This window comes from Stenotrophomonas sp. TWI169, from assembly GCF_039674705.1.
Lineage (GTDB): Bacteria > Pseudomonadota > Gammaproteobacteria > Xanthomonadales > Xanthomonadaceae > Stenotrophomonas > Stenotrophomonas maltophilia_P.
Genome location: NZ_JBDJOB010000007.1, coordinates 67285 through 81837, shown reverse-complemented (window position 1 = coordinate 81837; position 14553 = coordinate 67285). Strand labels below are relative to the sequence as shown.

General features: G+C 67.8%; 14 protein-coding genes. 10 read left to right on the top strand and 4 right to left on the bottom strand.

The window, feature by feature from the left end; all coding sequences use genetic code 11:
* Positions 1–7: 7 nt before the first annotated feature.
* From ABE543_RS07725 to ABE543_RS07715, 3 genes are all read right to left on the bottom strand, one after another.
* On the bottom strand, positions 8–988 hold the full coding sequence (locus ABE543_RS07725) for a cation diffusion facilitator family transporter (protein WP_053517376.1): 981 nt from the start codon (positions 986–988) through the stop codon (positions 8–10).
* 157 nt (positions 989–1145) lie between these two features.
* Positions 1146–3395, bottom strand: a complete 2250-nt coding sequence (locus tag ABE543_RS07720; protein WP_065174656.1) for a TonB-dependent siderophore receptor — start codon at positions 3393–3395, stop codon at positions 1146–1148.
* A gap of 217 nt (positions 3396–3612) precedes the next feature.
* Positions 3613–4821, bottom strand: a complete 1209-nt coding sequence (locus ABE543_RS07715; RefSeq protein ID WP_277381521.1) for an MFS transporter — start codon at positions 4819–4821, stop codon at positions 3613–3615.
* Positions 4822–4902: 81 nt separating this feature from the next.
* Between ABE543_RS07715 and ABE543_RS07710 the strand changes: the two genes are divergently transcribed.
* From ABE543_RS07710 to map, 5 genes are all read left to right on the top strand, one after another.
* On the top strand, positions 4903–5340 hold the full coding sequence (locus ABE543_RS07710) for a helix-turn-helix domain-containing protein (RefSeq protein ID WP_065181143.1): 438 nt from the start codon (positions 4903–4905) through the stop codon (positions 5338–5340).
* A 201-nt stretch (positions 5341–5541) separates the two neighbouring features.
* Complete coding sequence (locus tag ABE543_RS07705; RefSeq protein ID WP_346475545.1) at positions 5542–6639, top strand: metallophosphoesterase; 1098 nt, start codon at positions 5542–5544, stop codon at positions 6637–6639.
* A gap of 61 nt (positions 6640–6700) precedes the next feature.
* Positions 6701–7060 (top strand): VOC family protein, encoded by a 360-nt coding sequence (locus ABE543_RS07700; RefSeq protein ID WP_065181379.1) that lies wholly within the window; start codon positions 6701–6703, stop codon positions 7058–7060.
* A 70-nt stretch (positions 7061–7130) separates the two neighbouring features.
* Positions 7131–7343, top strand: a complete 213-nt coding sequence (locus ABE543_RS07695; RefSeq protein ID WP_053517372.1) for a ParD-like family protein — start codon at positions 7131–7133, stop codon at positions 7341–7343.
* Between the two features lie 7 nt (positions 7344–7350).
* Positions 7351–8133: a type I methionyl aminopeptidase gene (map, locus tag ABE543_RS07690; RefSeq protein ID WP_065174740.1), complete on the top strand. Its 783-nt coding sequence runs from the start codon at positions 7351–7353 to the stop codon at positions 8131–8133.
* Here map and ABE543_RS07685 read toward each other — a convergent pair.
* Positions 8130–8744, bottom strand: coding sequence for a LysE/ArgO family amino acid transporter (locus ABE543_RS07685; protein WP_346475544.1), 615 nt, complete (start codon positions 8742–8744; stop codon positions 8130–8132). The two genes, map and ABE543_RS07685, sit on opposite strands and share 4 nt — an antisense overlap.
* Before the next feature lie 105 nt (positions 8745–8849).
* Between ABE543_RS07685 and ABE543_RS07680 the strand changes: the two genes are divergently transcribed.
* The 5 genes from ABE543_RS07680 to ABE543_RS07660 all read left to right on the top strand — a co-directional run bounded on the left by ABE543_RS07680 (position 8850) and on the right by ABE543_RS07660 (position 14524).
* Positions 8850–9743 (top strand): LysR family transcriptional regulator ArgP, encoded by an 894-nt coding sequence (locus ABE543_RS07680; protein WP_346475543.1) that lies wholly within the window; start codon positions 8850–8852, stop codon positions 9741–9743.
* 132 nt (positions 9744–9875) lie between these two features.
* A complete protein-coding gene (locus ABE543_RS07675) occupies positions 9876–11228 on the top strand; it encodes a TolC family protein (RefSeq protein WP_229765812.1) in 1353 nt (450 codons plus the stop codon).
* A complete protein-coding gene (locus ABE543_RS07670) occupies positions 11221–12231 on the top strand; it encodes an efflux RND transporter periplasmic adaptor subunit (protein WP_346475542.1) in 1011 nt (336 codons plus the stop codon). The genes ABE543_RS07675 and ABE543_RS07670 overlap by 8 nt, the downstream gene beginning before the upstream one ends.
* A complete protein-coding gene (locus tag ABE543_RS07665; protein ID WP_346475541.1) occupies positions 12216–13403 on the top strand; it encodes an ABC transporter permease in 1188 nt (395 codons plus the stop codon). Before ABE543_RS07670 ends, ABE543_RS07665 begins: the two co-directional genes overlap by 16 nt.
* Entirely contained in the window at positions 13400–14524 is a 1125-nt protein-coding gene (locus tag ABE543_RS07660; RefSeq protein WP_111185859.1) for an ABC transporter permease, read from the top strand. Before ABE543_RS07665 ends, ABE543_RS07660 begins: the two co-directional genes overlap by 4 nt.
* Positions 14525–14553: the final 29 nt, after the last annotated feature.

Here is a 14553-nt window from a genome sequence, read left to right as displayed (position 1 = left end):
CGGCAGATCAGTGGTGCACGTGGCCGCGATGGCCCTGCGCGTCCTCGCCGTGGTCGTGATCGTGCCGCGCATCCGGTGCGGCCGCACTGGGCGGCGCGGGATCTCCGCATGCCTCTCCGCAGTGATCCGCTTCAATCTGCAGGGTCACATGCTCGATGCCGAAGTCATCGTGCAGGCGACCTCCCAGCTCACGGCGCAGCACGTCGGCGTCGGTACCGTCGCGCATCACGACATGCGCGGTCAGCGCCGGCGTGCTCGAGGCCAGTGCCCACACATGCAGGTCATGCACGTCCAGCACCGCGGCATGGCCGGACAGGCTGTCGCGGACCTTCGCCACATCCATGCCCTTGGGCACGCCTTCCAGCAGCACGTTGATCGCCTCGCGCATCAGCACATAGGTGCGTGGCAGCACCCACAGGCCGATCAGCACCGCCAGGATCGGGTCGATCGGCTGCCAGCCGGTCCAACGGATCAGCAGCGCGCCGACGATCACCGCCACCGAGCCGAGCATGTCGGCCCACACTTCCAGGTAGGCACCTTTGACGTTGAGGCTTTCACCGCTGCCGGCCTGCAGCAGGCGCATCGAGATCAGATTGATGACCAGGCCGGCGGCGGCGATCACCAGCATGCCGGTGGAGGCAATCTCCTGCGGTTCGCGGAAGCGGCCGACCGCTTCCCACAGGATGTAGCCGGCCACCACGAACAGCATCGCGCCATTGATCATCGCGCCAAGGGCTTCCAGCCGCGCATAGCCATAGGTGCGGCGCGCGTCCGGCGGACGCCGGCTCAAGCGCACCGCGACCAGCGCGATCATCAGTGCGAGCGCGTCGGTGGCCATGTGGGCCGCATCGGACAGCAGCGCCAGGCTGTTGGTCCAGAACGCGCCGACGACTTCGACGACAAGGAAGGTGGAAGTCAGCCCCAACGCCCACCACAACGGCTTCTCGTGGCGGATCTGGGACGGCAGGTGATCGTGGTCGTGGCCCATGCAACAGCTCCTGTGCGATGCGGTCAGGCTACGGCGTGGCTGCGGGGGAGACTATTACGATGTTTATAACATTGCAGCTGTGCGGCGCCGGTCGCGCCGGGCGTGGCCCGGCGCTCGCCGATTGCACCGGGCCATGCCTGTCAGGCACCGCGCGCGCTCAGAAGCCGAAACGCAGGCTGGCCCAGTATGCGCGGCCCGGTTCGTTGTAGGTCGCCGCACCGGCGTCGCTGCTGTTGGCTTCGCGGAACAGGCGCTTGTCGGCCAGGTTGTTCACGCCGAAACCGAAGCTGACCGTCCCGGTAACCCTGTAGCGCGCGCTCACGCCCCAGATGTTGTATGCCCCCCGATCCTGCAGCACCACCGACGGATCGCAGCTTCCGGTGCAGCGAGGATCGTTGTTGATGTTGGTGGTGGCCGGCTCCTGCCTGCCGTAGAAGGTGCCGGTGAGCAGCAGCGACAGCTTTTCGGTGGCCTGCCAGTCCAGCATCGTGTTGACCGTGTAGCGCGGTATCACCGACAGCGGCTGGCCGGTGCTCTTGTTCTCGTTCTCCACCATGTAGGTGAAGTTGCTGCTCCACTTCAGCCGGTCGCCCTGCTCGCCCAGCAGCGGCACCACCAGGTTGCCCTCCAGGCCCTGCACGATGGCCTTCGGTGCATTTTCCCAGCGGAAGATCCGGCCACGGGTATCGGCGGTGAGGCCGACCTGGGTATACCCGGCCTCGATCTTGTCCTTGTAGTCGTTGTGGAAGTAGGTCAACGAGGCCTGCCAGCCACTCTGCGGAGCCCATTCCACGCCCAGTTCCTTGTTCAGGCTGGTCTCGGCGTCCAGCTCCGCGTTGCCCTGCAGGTAGCAGCCCGCGCCCAGGCTCGGCAGTGCGTTGGGACAGCCGTTGCCACGGGTGTAGTACAGGTAGTCCGGATTGGACTGGTAGAGGTTGGGAGCCTTGAACGCGCGCGCGATGCCGCCCTTCACCACCCAGTCGCCATTGATGCGGAACTGCGCATTGAGGCTGGGGCTGGCATTGTTGCCGAACTGGCTGTGGTGGTCGAAGCGCAGTCCCGGCGTCACGATCCAGCGTTCACCCAGGTAGATGTTGTCTTCGACGAAGACCGCCGTAGTCTGGGCATCGGACTTGCCGCGCGCGCGATCGGCCGACAGGCCCGGCAGGCCACCGCCACTGCTGCCGGACTGGCTCATCGAATACGGATCGGTCAGGCGGCTGTCGAGATGCTCGAAGCCCAGCGTCCAGACATTCTCCGCCGCGCCGATCGTGGTCGGGAAACTGACCTCGCCATCGAGCTGGTAATTGCGCAGGCGGGAGGTGGACCAGTCGGTGCCGTTGAAGCTGCCCTCGGGGCCACCGGCCAGGCCTTCGTTGATGCGCGAATTGTTGACCGCTTCCACCGCAGCAGTAACGCGCGAGGTCACATCGCCCCAGCGGCCACGATGGGTGATCGCCCCGGTGGTGCGGTACATGCGGTTGGTCTCTGCCTCGCTCTCGGCCAGCGCCGCCAGATCGACCGGCGTGGAGGTACCGGTGTTGCTCACGGCACGGTCGCCCGCATAGATGTTGCCCTGGCGGCTGGTACCGGCTTCGAATTCCACCACCTGGCCGGCGTTGATGTCCCAGCGCAGCAGCGCGTTGACATCGCGGTTCTTGACGCCCTCGCGGCCTGCGGGAGGTACGGTGCCCGGCGCGGTGGCGAACGCGCGATTGAGTTCGAGCGAATCCGCGTCGGTCCTGTTGAGGTTGCCATACAGGCGGAAGGACAACGCATCGGTCATCGGGCCGCTCAGCTGCAGGCCCACGCGCTCACTGCCACCTTCGGCACTGTGCTCGGGTACCAGTCCGTACAGGTCGACCGCTCCGGTCAGATCGCCCGTCGGGCGCTTGGTGATGATGTTGACCACGCCGCCGGAGGCGCCGGATCCATAACGCGCCGCTGCCGGACCACGCAGCACTTCGATGCGCTCGATCATCTCCGCCGGCACCCAGTTGGTGTCGCCACGGGTATTGCGCTCACCGCTGCGGCCCATGCGCACGGCGTCGCGGGCGCCGACGCGTTTGCCGTCCACCAGGATCAGCGTGTTCTCCGGCCCCATGCCGCGCAGGTCGATCTGGCGGTTGTTGCCGTACTGGCCGGACGCACTGTTGCCGGTGAGATTGACGCCGGGCATGGTCCGCAGCAGCTCGGCGATGTCGTTGGCAGGAGGACGGCGCGCGATGTCCTCGGCGGTGATTGTCGATGTACCCAGTGCTTGGCGCGCGATCTGCGAGGCGGTGACGTGTACCGTATCGATATCGGTCGCGTCGGTCTGCGCATGGGCACCCAGGGCACTGCCCGCAAGCAGGGCAGCAACGGCAAGCGCCAACGGGCGCGGCGGCGGAACAAGGACGGCAGACATCTTCAACACCTTCTGGCAGGGCAACGGGACCTCTGGCAAAGGGCTTGAGGCGGCGACGGGGGAGTGGGAGCGGCGCCGCACATCTTCCGCAGGCCGGTCCATGCGCGCATTCTCCCATCAATGCGATTGATTCTCAAATGCGTCAACTCAGTGCAAGCGCTTCGCAAATGTGCATGAGGCCAAGTACGCTCATTCGGCGTACCCCTGCTGATGGGTACTACGCAGGGGGCCGGTGGCCGCCGGGGTGACGCGCTGCCGGTGCAGCGGCATGCAACGCCCACCATGCCAGCGCCGTCACCGCGATGCCTGCACCGAGTGCACAGACCCTGGTCCAGCCGTGGTGCGCCTGCATCCACGTACCGGCCGCAGCACCGGCGCCGCTGCCGACCGCGTAGAACAGCATGTACAGCGCCACCAGGCGACCGTGCTGTTCGGCAGGCGCGCGCAGCAGCAACGCCTGGTTGGACACATGCAGTGCCTGTCCTCCCAGATCGAGCACCACCACGCCCAGCAGCAGCCATGCCAGGGCGTGCGGCAGACCCAGCAGGGGCCACCACGCAAGCAGCATCAGCAGCAGCGCCCCCAGGCTCACCCGCAGGCAGAAACCCCGATCCATCCAGTGCCCCACCCGTGCAGCCAGCAGCGCACCGACCATGCCGGCCAGACCGAGCGCGCCGATGGCCGCGGTCGACCAGTTCATCGGTGATGCCGACAGGGGCAGCGGTACGGCCGCCCAGAACACGTTGAGGCCGGCGAACAGCAGCAGCGCCAGAGGGCCACGCTCGCGCAGCGTGCGATCACTGCGCAGCATCGTCATCATCGAGCCGAGCAGCGCGCGCCACGCCGGCGGCTGCGAGGGAACAGGCACGGCAGGCAGGCGTCGCCACAGCAGCATCGCCAACGCCGCCATCATCACTGCTGACAGCAGGTACACCGCGCGCCAGCCGGCCAGGGCCGCCACCGCGCCGGATACCACACGCGCAGCCAGCAGGCCGATGAACACCCCGCCCTGCACCATGCCAACCACGCGCCCCCGCTGCCCCGACGGTGCCAGCGTGGCTGCATAGGCGATGAGTCCCTGGGTGAGCGCCGTCCCGAGCAGGCCCGCCAGCAGCATGCCCCCCAGCAGCCAGGCGGTACTGCGTGCTGCCGCCAGTCCCAGCAGCACCATCACCAGTGCCAGCAGCTGCACGCGCAGCAGGCGGCGACGATCGCCGCGGTCGGCCAGCGGCAGCAGGCCGAGCAGGGCCAGCACGCTGCCGGCCTGGGTAGCGGCAACCACAGCGCCGGCCGTCGCGCGCTCCATGGCGAAGGCCTGCGCCAGGCGCTCCAGCAGCGGCTGTGCGTAATAGACATTGGCCACACTGGCACCCGCCGCGATGGCCAGCAGGCCCAACAGGGCGCGCGGAAGGACGGAAACGGGCATGAATGTGGTTGCATATTGAAACTGGATGCACCCTATCGACAATGGTTTTAAAATGCAACCACATCGTCACGAGCCTTGCCCATGCATGCCGCCAGCCCCTGCCCCGTTGCCCGCAGCGCCGATCTGCTCGGTGATCGCTGGGCCCTGCTGATCATCCGCGATGCCTTTGATGGCGTTACCCGCTTCAGTGACTTCCAGCGCAGCCTCGGCGCAGCGCGCAACATCCTCAGCGACCGCCTGCGGCGTCTGGTCGAGGCCGGGCTGCTGCTGCAGCAACCTGCCAGCGATGGCAGCGCCTACCAGCAGTACGTGCTGACGCCAGCCGGACGCGAACTTTTCCCGGTGCTGGTGGCGCTGCGCCAATGGGGCGAACGCCATCGTTTCGCAACGGGTGAGGCGCACTCGCAGCTTGTCGAGCGTGCCAGCGGAGCGCCCCTTCCCTACATGCAGCCGCATGACCACACCGGTACGCCGCTGCTGGCGGAACAGACCGCGGTCCGCAAGGTGGACATGCGCTAGCCCGAGCCTCGCGTGCCGTTCCACCTGAGCGCGATGCGCCGGATCGATGATCCGCCTCCCACGGCAAAGCCTGCGCGCCGCCCGCGCATGCAGCGTGTAGCAATGCCAGCGTAGGATCACGGGCGGGCCCTGCGGCCCGCCCTTCCGTTGCTGCCTAGGACTCCGCCCATGCTCCGCCGTGCCCTGCCCCGATCCGCGTCCGTGCTTCTGCCCCTGCTCCTGCTGTGGGGCGTGCCAGGCGCGCAGGGCCGCGAAGTCGCCGCGCCTGCCGCCCACGTCGAGGCCGATGGCCCCTACGTGTTCCGCAACGGCGATCAGCTGCAGGCCAAATGGATCTGCGCTGACGCTGTGCAGACCCGCTCGCTGGGCACCGCCACTGGAGCTGCCGATGTCGCGCCCCTGTGCGGCTACCCGCACAGCGTGCACGTGCTGCCACCGGTCGCGCCTTCGGTGTCGGAGCTGCCTGCGGTACCGCGCATCGTCGCCCTGTCCGACATCCACGGCCAGTACGACCTGCTGGTACGACTGCTGCGCGCCCACCATGTGATCGATGCGCAGGACCGCTGGGCCCTCGGCCAGGACACCCTGGTGGTCGCTGGCGACGTGTTCGATCGCGGCCCGCAGGTCACCGAAGCGTTCTGGCTGTTGTATGGCCTGCAGCAGCAGGCGGCGGCCGCCGGCGGTGCGGTGCACTTCGTGCTCGGCAACCACGAGACCATGGTCCTGTACGACGACCTGCGCTATGTCAATCCGAAGTACCTGCGCAGCGCGCAGCTGCTCGGGCGCAGCTATCCGCAGCTGTACGGCGCTGATTCGGTGATCGGGCAATGGCTGCGGACGCGGCCGGTGCTGCTGAAGATCGGCGACACCCTGTTCCTGCATGGCGGCATCTCGCCCGAAGCGGTGGAACTGGCACTGCACCCGGCACGCACCAATGCCGCCTACCAGGCCTCGCTGGGATTGCCCAAGGCCGAAGTGAAGGCCGACCCCGCAACTGCACCGCTGTACGACGGCAAGAGCAGCCCCATCTGGTACCGCGGCTACTTCGATGGCCGTCTCGATGCACGGGGTGTGCAGGACGTGCTCGACACGCTGCAGCTCAAGCGCATCGTGGTCGGCCACACGTCGATGCCGCATGTCAGCACGTTCCATGGTGATCGCGTGATCGCCATCGACAGCAGCATCAAGAACGGCGAGAACGGCGAGCTGCTGTTCATCGAGGATGGCCGGCTCAGCCGCGGTCTGCTGGACGGCTCACGGGTGCCGCTGGTCCAGGGTGAACCCGGCCTGCGGGACTGACCACGAAAGTGGCGGCACCCTGCCGGCGTACACTGCCGGCTCACCCCTGCGAGCCACCATGATGCGCCAGACCGTCATCCCGCAGCTGCGCATGCGCCACGCCGATGCCAGCCTGCCCTTCTACGTGCAGGGCCTGGGCTTCGTCGTCGACTGGGAGCATCGGTTCGAGCCGGGGTTTCCGTTGTTCGCCCAGCTCACCCGCGACGGCCAGACGCTGTTCCTCACCGAGCACAGCGGCGACTGCGAAGTGGGCGGCGCGGTCTACTTCATCGTCGAGGATGTCGACGCGCTGCACCGCGCCTTCAGTGCCGCGGGGGTACCGATCGAACAGCCGCCGCATGACACCGAGTGGGGCAGCCGCGAAATGCTGCTGCTCGATCCGGACCACAACCGCCTGCGCTTCGCCACCGCAACGGACTGAGTCCTCGCAGGCTTGAGAGGGATATACGAAACATATACGATACGTATATTCCTCTTACCTGGATCCGCCCATGGGCATCGTCAACATCGATGACACCCTGCACGACCAGCTGCGCCGTGCCTGCACCGTCTCCAGCCGCTCGATCAACGCCCAGGCCAGTTTCTGGATCCGCGTGGGCATGCTGTGCGAAATGAATCCGACGCTGAGCTTCCAGGACATCGTGGCCAGCGAACTGCGCGCCGCCGGCGTGCAGCCACAGCCGCTGGCACCCGCACGGGCCTGACGTGAGCATCATCAAGCGGCCCGACGAGATCGCGCTGATGGCCGAATCCGGCCGCCTGCTGGCACAGGTGTTCGCCGCGCTCGACAGATGGCCACTGCAGGGCCGCAGCACGATGGAGATCAACGACTTCGTCGAACGGATGATCGTCGACGAGCTGCAGGCGCGGCCTGCCAGCAAGGGCCAGTATGGCTTTCCGTACGTGCTCAACACCTCCATCGACAACGTGGTCTGCCACGGGGTGCCCAGTACCGCAGACGTGCTGCGTGAGGGCCAGATCGTGAATCTCGACATCACCCTGGAAAAGAACGGCTACATCGCCGATTCCAGCACCACCTACCCGGTCGGCGCGGTCACCCCTTCCGCACGGCGGCTGGTGCGGACCGCCTACGAAGCGATGTGGAAAGGCATCGCCGTGGTACGGCCCGGCGCGCGCCTGGGCGACATCGGCCACGCCATCGCCCGCTACGCTCGCCGCCACGGCTACAGCGTAGTAAAGGAATACTGCGGCCATGGCATCGGCCGGGAGATGCACGAAGAACCACAGATCCTGCATTACGGCCATCCCAACACCGGCAGGGTGCTGGAAGAAGGCATGGTGTTCACCATCGAACCGATGCTCAACCAGGGCAGGCCGGCGATCCGCCAGCGCGCGGGCGAATGGCCGGTCTATACCCGCGACGGCACGCTGTCGGCACAGTTCGAGCACACCGTGGCCGTGACCCGCAAGGGCGTGCGGGTGCTGACGCTGCGCCCCGACGAGACGCCGTTGTGCGCGGTGGACGCGGCCTAGAGCGGACGCAACAGCAACAGGGTGGCGAGGCAGAACATGAAGATCGCCACGCCGGCATCCAGCACCCTCCACGCGCTCGACCTGCGGAACACCGGCTGCAGCAGGCGCGCGCCATAGCCCAGCGTGCAGAACCAGGCCGCGCTGGCCACGCAGGCTCCGGCGGCGAACGCCCAGCGCAGATCGCCCGGATAGCGCGTGGACAGGCTGCCCAGCAGCACCACGGTATCCAGGTAGACGTGCGGGTTGAGCAGGGTGAAGGCCAGGCAGGTCAGCAGTACCTCGCGCCCGCTGCCGCCCTGCGCCTCGGCGGCGGCCAGCGCACTGCCACCACGCCACGCGCGTAGTCCCGCCTGCAGGCCATACCACAGCAGGAACGCCGCACCACCAAAGCGCAGCACCTGCAGCAGCAGCGACCACTGCAGCACCAGCGCGCCCATGCCACCGACACCGGCCAGTATCAGCACGATGTCCGCGCCGGCGCAGGCCAGCACCACCTTTCCCACATGACGCTGCTGCAGGCCCTGCCGCAGTACGAAGGCGTTCTGTGCACCGATGGCGATGATCAGGCCGGCACCTGCGAACAGGCCGGCGGCGGCAGCGGCGATCCACATGGGGACAGGCCTGGCAGGGAGGGGACGCGCAGAGTGCGGCCGCCGTCCTGTTTAGACAATCTGATTTTTCTTTATCCTGTGCAGAAAAACTGAAGAGGCACCGGCATGGATCTGCTACATCCACAACTGGCTGCGTTTGCTGCGGTGCTGGAGGAAGGCAGCTTCGACGCTGCCGCCCGACGCCTGTCGATCAGCCCGTCGGCGCTGTCGCAACGGATCAAGGCACTGGAGGACCGGCTCGGCCAGGTACTGGTGGTACGTCAGGCACCGTGCCGACCCACGGCCACAGGTGAAGCGCTGCTGCGCAGGGTGCGACCGATGCAGACGCTGGAGGCCGAGGCGCTGGCCGAACTGCTGCCCGAACGCGGCAGCGATGCCCCGCGCACACCGATCCCGTTGGCGGTCAACGACGACTCGCTCGACACCTGGTTCGTGCCGGCCATCGCCGAGCTTCACCAGCGCCATGGGTATCTGTTCGACCTGCGCATGGATGATCAGGACCACACCCTGCAGTTGCTGCGAGATGGCAGCGTGCTCGGCGCGGTCACCGCCGAAAGCCAGCCGGTGAAGGGCTGCAACGTGCATCCGCTCGGCGCCATGCGTTACCACGCCATCGCCTCGCCCGGCTTCGCCCGCCGGCACTTCAGCGAGGGCATGCAGGCTGCGGCGCTGGCACGTGCGCCGATGCTGGTGTTCAACCGCAAAGATGAACTGCAGTGGCGCTTCGTGCGGCGGCTGACCCGTGCGCGGCTGCAGCCACCGCTGCATTATCTGCCCTCCTCGACCGGCTTCGTCGAAGCCGCCGCGTTCGGACTGGGCTGGGGCATGGCCCCGGAAACCCTGGTGGGGCCTGCCGTGCATGCCGGCCGCGTGGTGGTACTGGAACCCCGCCGCTGGCTCGACGTGCCCTTGTACTGGCAGCACGCGGCCGTGCGCTCAAGCACGCTGCAGCACATCACCCAGGCATTGCGCACGGCGGCCACCGGCGCCCTGCGTTGAGACCCACACGACGACCGCAGACCCCGGCTTCACGCGCAGACCACTAACGTTTGCTCACTTCTTAACTACAGGAACGGCATGCGTGTGAGCCGCACACGGACAAGGATGCGCAGCGCGATGGGCGTCGCCGGCATGGCCTTTGCGGCCTGCTTGCCCTTTGCCACGTCAGCGCAGGCCATCACCGATACACCGGCATTGGACTGGGAACAGGCGCGGCAGCGGTTGGAACAGGTTTCCGACGCGCTGGCCGCGGCCGACGCCGCCGTCCGCAACAAGCAGGATCTGCAGGAGGCCACGCGCCTTCTGCGCCTGCCGGAGATCACCGGCGAGGTCCGCCGCCTGCAGTTCCAGAAGACCCTGACCCTGCCACTGGGCTCGCTGGCACCGGTGGCCGAGGCCTTTGGCATCGATTCCCCCCTGTCGTTCACCGAACGCGACTGGCGCACCCGCCCGGTCGTCACCGCTGTGCTGCCGCTGTACACCGGTGGCGTCATTCCTGCCGCACAGCGTGCCGCCAGCGCAGCCCACGAGCAGGCCAGCGCGGAACGCGAAGCACAGCGGCAGTCGTTGACCGTGCAGCTGGCCCAGGCCTACTTCGGCCAGCGCCTGGCCGAGCAGGCGGTGGACGTGCGCCGTGACGTCCGTGATGGCCTGGAACGCCACCTGGCCGATGCGCTGAAGCTGGAGCGCGAAGGCTTCGCCACCCGCGCGCAGCGACTGCAGGCCACCGTGGCGCGCGACAAGGCAGAGCGCGAGTACCAGAAGACCGTCAACGACCTGGCCACGTTGAAGGCCGCGCTGGCCACCCTGCTGCGCAGTGGCGGCGAGGTGCAGCCGGTATCACCCCTGTTCGTGCAGCGCGTGCCGCTGGAGCCGGCCGCCAGCTTCGAGCGCATCGCGCAGGCACGGCAACCCCAGATCGCACGGCTGCGGGCCATGGTGGCGCAGGCCGAACAGGGCGTGCGCGTACAACAGGCCAAGCTCAAGCCGCAGATATTCGCCTTTGGCCAATACGACTTCCGTCGCCGCGACGAGATGCTGACCGATCCGGACTGGGCGTTCGGCATCGGCCTGAAGTACACCTTCCTGTCGCCGAACTCGCGACCGGCGCAGATCAGCGCGGCACGTGCGCAGCAGGAGCAGGCGGAAGCCGGACTGCGCGAAGCCGAGAACCAGGTCGCGCTCGGCGTGCGCAAGGCGTGGAACGAGCTGGAAACGGCACGCCAGCAGTTCGTGCTGCTCGACAGCAGCATCGCCCAGGCACAGGAGAACCTGCGCCTGCAGGAGCTGGCATTCCGCGAGGGGCAGTCCACGTCGCTGGACGTCATCGATGCGCGGCTGGGTCTGGGAGGCGCTCGCGTGGAGCGTGCACAGGCCGCCTACCAGTACGATGTCGCGCTGGCACAGCTGCTGGAGATCAGTGGGCAGATGGACCGCTTCGAGGAATTCCGGCGTCGCGCAGATGAGGTGATCGACCATGAGTGACGTATTGCAGGATGAAGCGACACCACCAGGCAAGCGCCGGCTTGGCCGGATCCTGCTCGTGGTGCTGCTGGTAGTGGTGGCGCTGGGCCTGTGGTTCGCCTGGCGCAGCCCGGCCGACCAGATCCAGGGCATGGCCGACGCGGACACGATCAACGTCGCCGCGAAGATCACCGCCCGTGTCGCCGAGCTGAAGGTTCGCGAAGGCGACCGCGTGCAGGCCGGTCAGGTCGTGTTCCTGCTCGACAGCCCCGAAGTGACGGCGAAGGAACAGCAGGCACGCGGCGCTCTGGCCGCTGCGCAGGCGGTGGCCGACAAGGCTGCCGAAGGTGCGCGCAGTGAGGACATCCGTGCTGCCGAAGCCAATTGGAAGCGTGCCGAAGCCGGAGCAACGCTGGCCGAAGCCACCTACCGCCGCGTGCAGAACCTGTTCAACGAAGGGGTGATGACCCGGCAGAAGCGCGACGAAGCACTCGCCCAGTCCACCAGTTCGCGCGAGCTGGCCCGTGCCGCCCGTGCGCAGTACGACATGGCACTGGCCGGTGCGCGGGAACAGGACAAGCGTGCCGCGCAGGGCCAGGTACAGCAGGCGCAGGGCGCCGTGGCCGAAGTGGATGCGGCCCGCGTCGAAGTGGAGGGCCGTGCACCGGTGGCCGGCGAGATCAACAAGCGCATGGCCGATCCCGGCGAGCTGGTACCCGCCGGCTATCCGGTATTCACCCTGGTCGACATCGATCGCATGTGGGTATCGATGAACCTGCGCGAATCACAGATGCAGGGCCTGAAGGTCGGCAGCACGCTGCGTGGCAGCGTGCCGGCCCTCGGTGAGGACAGCGAGTTCAAGGTCTACTTCATCAACCCGGCCGGCGACTATGCCACCTGGCGTACCACCCGGCAGTCGTCCGGCTACGATGTCCGCAGCTTCGAGGTGCGGGTGCGCCCGGTACGCCGCATCGAGGGCTTCCGCCCCGGCATGAGCGTGCTGTTCGCATGGCCCCAGCACTGAGCCCTGGTGGCAACGGCTTTGCTGCTGCCTGGCAGCGCGAGCTGCGGGGTCTTGGTGGCAACCGTGCCGACCTGGCGCTGGTCACGGTGCTGCCGCTGCTGATGCTGGTACTGATGGCCTGGATGTTCACGCCATCGGTCATGCGCGATGTACCCATCGCCGTGGTCGACCTCGATCACAGCAGCGACAGCCGGCAATTGCTGCGCATGCTCGATGCCAGCCCGGGGCTCCGCGTCGCCCGCCAGCCCGCCGACATGGACACCGCGCGCTCGCAGCTGCGCAGCCTGGAGGTGTTCGCAGTGGTGCTGGTGCCGCGCGACGTGACCCGTCAGGCCCTGCGCGGCCGCCAGGGCACGGTGTTCGCCTATTACAACGCCACCTACATGACCACCGGACAATCGGCCGCGCGCGATATCGCCGATGCGGTGTCGGCCTGGAATGCACGCATGCTGCGCGAGCGCATCGGCCTGCAGGTGGGGCCCGCAAAGCTGCGCGCCGCCCCGATCGCCGTGCAGTCCGACATCCTCTACAACCCGGCACGCAGTTATGAGCTGTTCCTGCTGCCGCTGATCTTCCCGGCCGTCCTGTCGCTGGTGCTGGCACTGGCCGTGGCCGGAAGCGTGGGCCGGGAAATCCGCGATGGCACGCTGCCGGCCTGGCTCGGTGACACCCCGTGGGCCTCGATCGCCGGCAAGCTCGCGCCCTACGTACTGTTGTTCGCGTTGTACGGCGCGCTGGGCGTCGGCTACCTCGCATGGCTGCGCGGGGACGGCATCGCCGGCAGTCTGCTCCTGCTGCTGGCTGCGCAGCCGGCGTTCTACCTGGCCACGGCCGCATATGCGCTGTTCTTCGTCGGCCTTGCCCGTGACATGGGTACCGCGCTGTCGGTGGTCGGCCTGACCATCGGCACCGCGCTGGCCTTCTCCAGTGCCACCTTCCCGGTACTGGATGGCCCGCTGTTCACCCGCATCTGGCACCAGCTGCTGCCACTCAGTGCGTACATCAAGGTGCAGACCGAGCAGCAGTTCGTCGGCGCACCGCTGTCCGTCTCGCTGTGGCCATTGGCCACGCTGGTGTTGATGTCGGTGGTGGCCGGCGGCATCGGCAGCCTGCGGTTGATCGCTTTCGGCCGCACCCCGGAGGCCGCGCGACCGGCCGGAGCCGACGCATGAGCACGGTCTGGCGCAGCCTGCGGCAGACCCTGCTGGCGGTGCTCGGCGACCGCTATGCCATCGTGGTGATGGTCGGTGCGGTCATCCTGTACTCGTTCTTCTATCCCGCCGCGTACCGCCACCAGGTGGCCGGCAATCTGCCGGTGCTGGTGGTCGACCAGGATCACAGTGCCACCAGCCGCGAACTGCTGCGCATCCTCGATGGCCTGCGCGTGGCGCGCGTGGTTGGCCAGCCGGCGGATCTGGACAGCGCGCGCCGGCAGCTGGAAGCGGGGCATGCCGAAGGCATCGTGCTCATCCCCGCGAACCTGGAGCGCGACATCCTGCGTGGCCAGCCAGCCAAGCTGGTCCTGCTGGGCAATGGCGCCTACCTGGGACGCGCCAGCTGGGTGCTGGGCAGCATCGCCGATGCGCTGGGCACATTCGGCCGCGACGCCGCCGTGACCCAGGCCGCGTTCATGGGCGCGCCGCAGGCAGCGCCGGTCACGCTCGTGCAGCGGCCCCTGTACAACACGCAGGAAGGCTATGGCAGCGCCATCGTACCCGGCGTGGCCGAACTGATCGTGCACCAGACACTGCTGATGGGCATCGGCGTACTGCTGGGAGGGCGGCGTCTGGTGCTCGGCCGCCGGCTGCACTTCGATCTGCCGACCCTGGCAGGCATGGCGATGGGCTTCGGCCTGATCGGGCTGTTCGGCCTGTTCTACTACGCCGGCTTCACCGCCTGGGTACAGGACTACCCGCGCGGCGGAAATCCGCTGGGCCAGCTGCTGGGCGGCACGCTGTTCATTGCCGCCACCGTGGCCTTCGGGCTGTTCATCGGCAGCTTCTTCCGCACCCGCGAACGCGCCTTCCAGTACATCATCGCCACCTCCATTCCGCTGTTCTTCCTCGCCAACCTCTCCTGGCCGGCGGTGATGACGCCCCGCCCGCTGGTGTGGCTGGCGCAGCTGCTGCCGACCACCTCCGGCATCAATCTGATGGTGCGGTTGAACCAGATGGACGCACGCCTGGACGAAGTCAGCCGTGAACTTGCCACGCTCGCGGCGCTGCTGGTGATCTACGGCGGTCTTGCCATCTGGCGGCTGCATGGCAGGCCGTCGGGCGGGGTGCGCCCCTGAGCACAGACAAACGCCGGCACGGAGCCGGC

Coding starts and splice junctions, on each gene's coding strand:
- ABE543_RS07660 (WP_111185859.1), top strand. CDS start 13,400: ATGAGCACGGTCTGGCGCAGCCTGCGGCAGACCCTGCTGGCGGTGCTC.
- ABE543_RS07725 (WP_053517376.1), bottom strand. CDS start 988: ATGGGCCACGACCACGATCACCTGCCGTCCCAGATCCGCCACGAGAAG.
- ABE543_RS07685 (WP_346475544.1), bottom strand. CDS start 8,744: ATGTGGATCGCCGCTGCCGCCGCCGGCCTGTTCGCAGGTGCCGGCCTG.
- ABE543_RS07665 (WP_346475541.1), top strand. CDS start 12,216: ATGGCCCCAGCACTGAGCCCTGGTGGCAACGGCTTTGCTGCTGCCTGG.
- ABE543_RS07715 (WP_277381521.1), bottom strand. CDS start 4,821: ATGCCCGTTTCCGTCCTTCCGCGCGCCCTGTTGGGCCTGCTGGCCATC.
- ABE543_RS07680 (WP_346475543.1), top strand. CDS start 8,850: ATGGATCTGCTACATCCACAACTGGCTGCGTTTGCTGCGGTGCTGGAG.
- ABE543_RS07675 (WP_229765812.1), top strand. CDS start 9,876: ATGGCCTTTGCGGCCTGCTTGCCCTTTGCCACGTCAGCGCAGGCCATC.
- ABE543_RS07695 (WP_053517372.1), top strand. CDS start 7,131: ATGGGCATCGTCAACATCGATGACACCCTGCACGACCAGCTGCGCCGT.
- ABE543_RS07670 (WP_346475542.1), top strand. CDS start 11,221: ATGAGTGACGTATTGCAGGATGAAGCGACACCACCAGGCAAGCGCCGG.
- ABE543_RS07710 (WP_065181143.1), top strand. CDS start 4,903: ATGCATGCCGCCAGCCCCTGCCCCGTTGCCCGCAGCGCCGATCTGCTC.
- ABE543_RS07700 (WP_065181379.1), top strand. CDS start 6,701: ATGCGCCAGACCGTCATCCCGCAGCTGCGCATGCGCCACGCCGATGCC.
- ABE543_RS07720 (WP_065174656.1), bottom strand. CDS start 3,395: ATGTCTGCCGTCCTTGTTCCGCCGCCGCGCCCGTTGGCGCTTGCCGTT.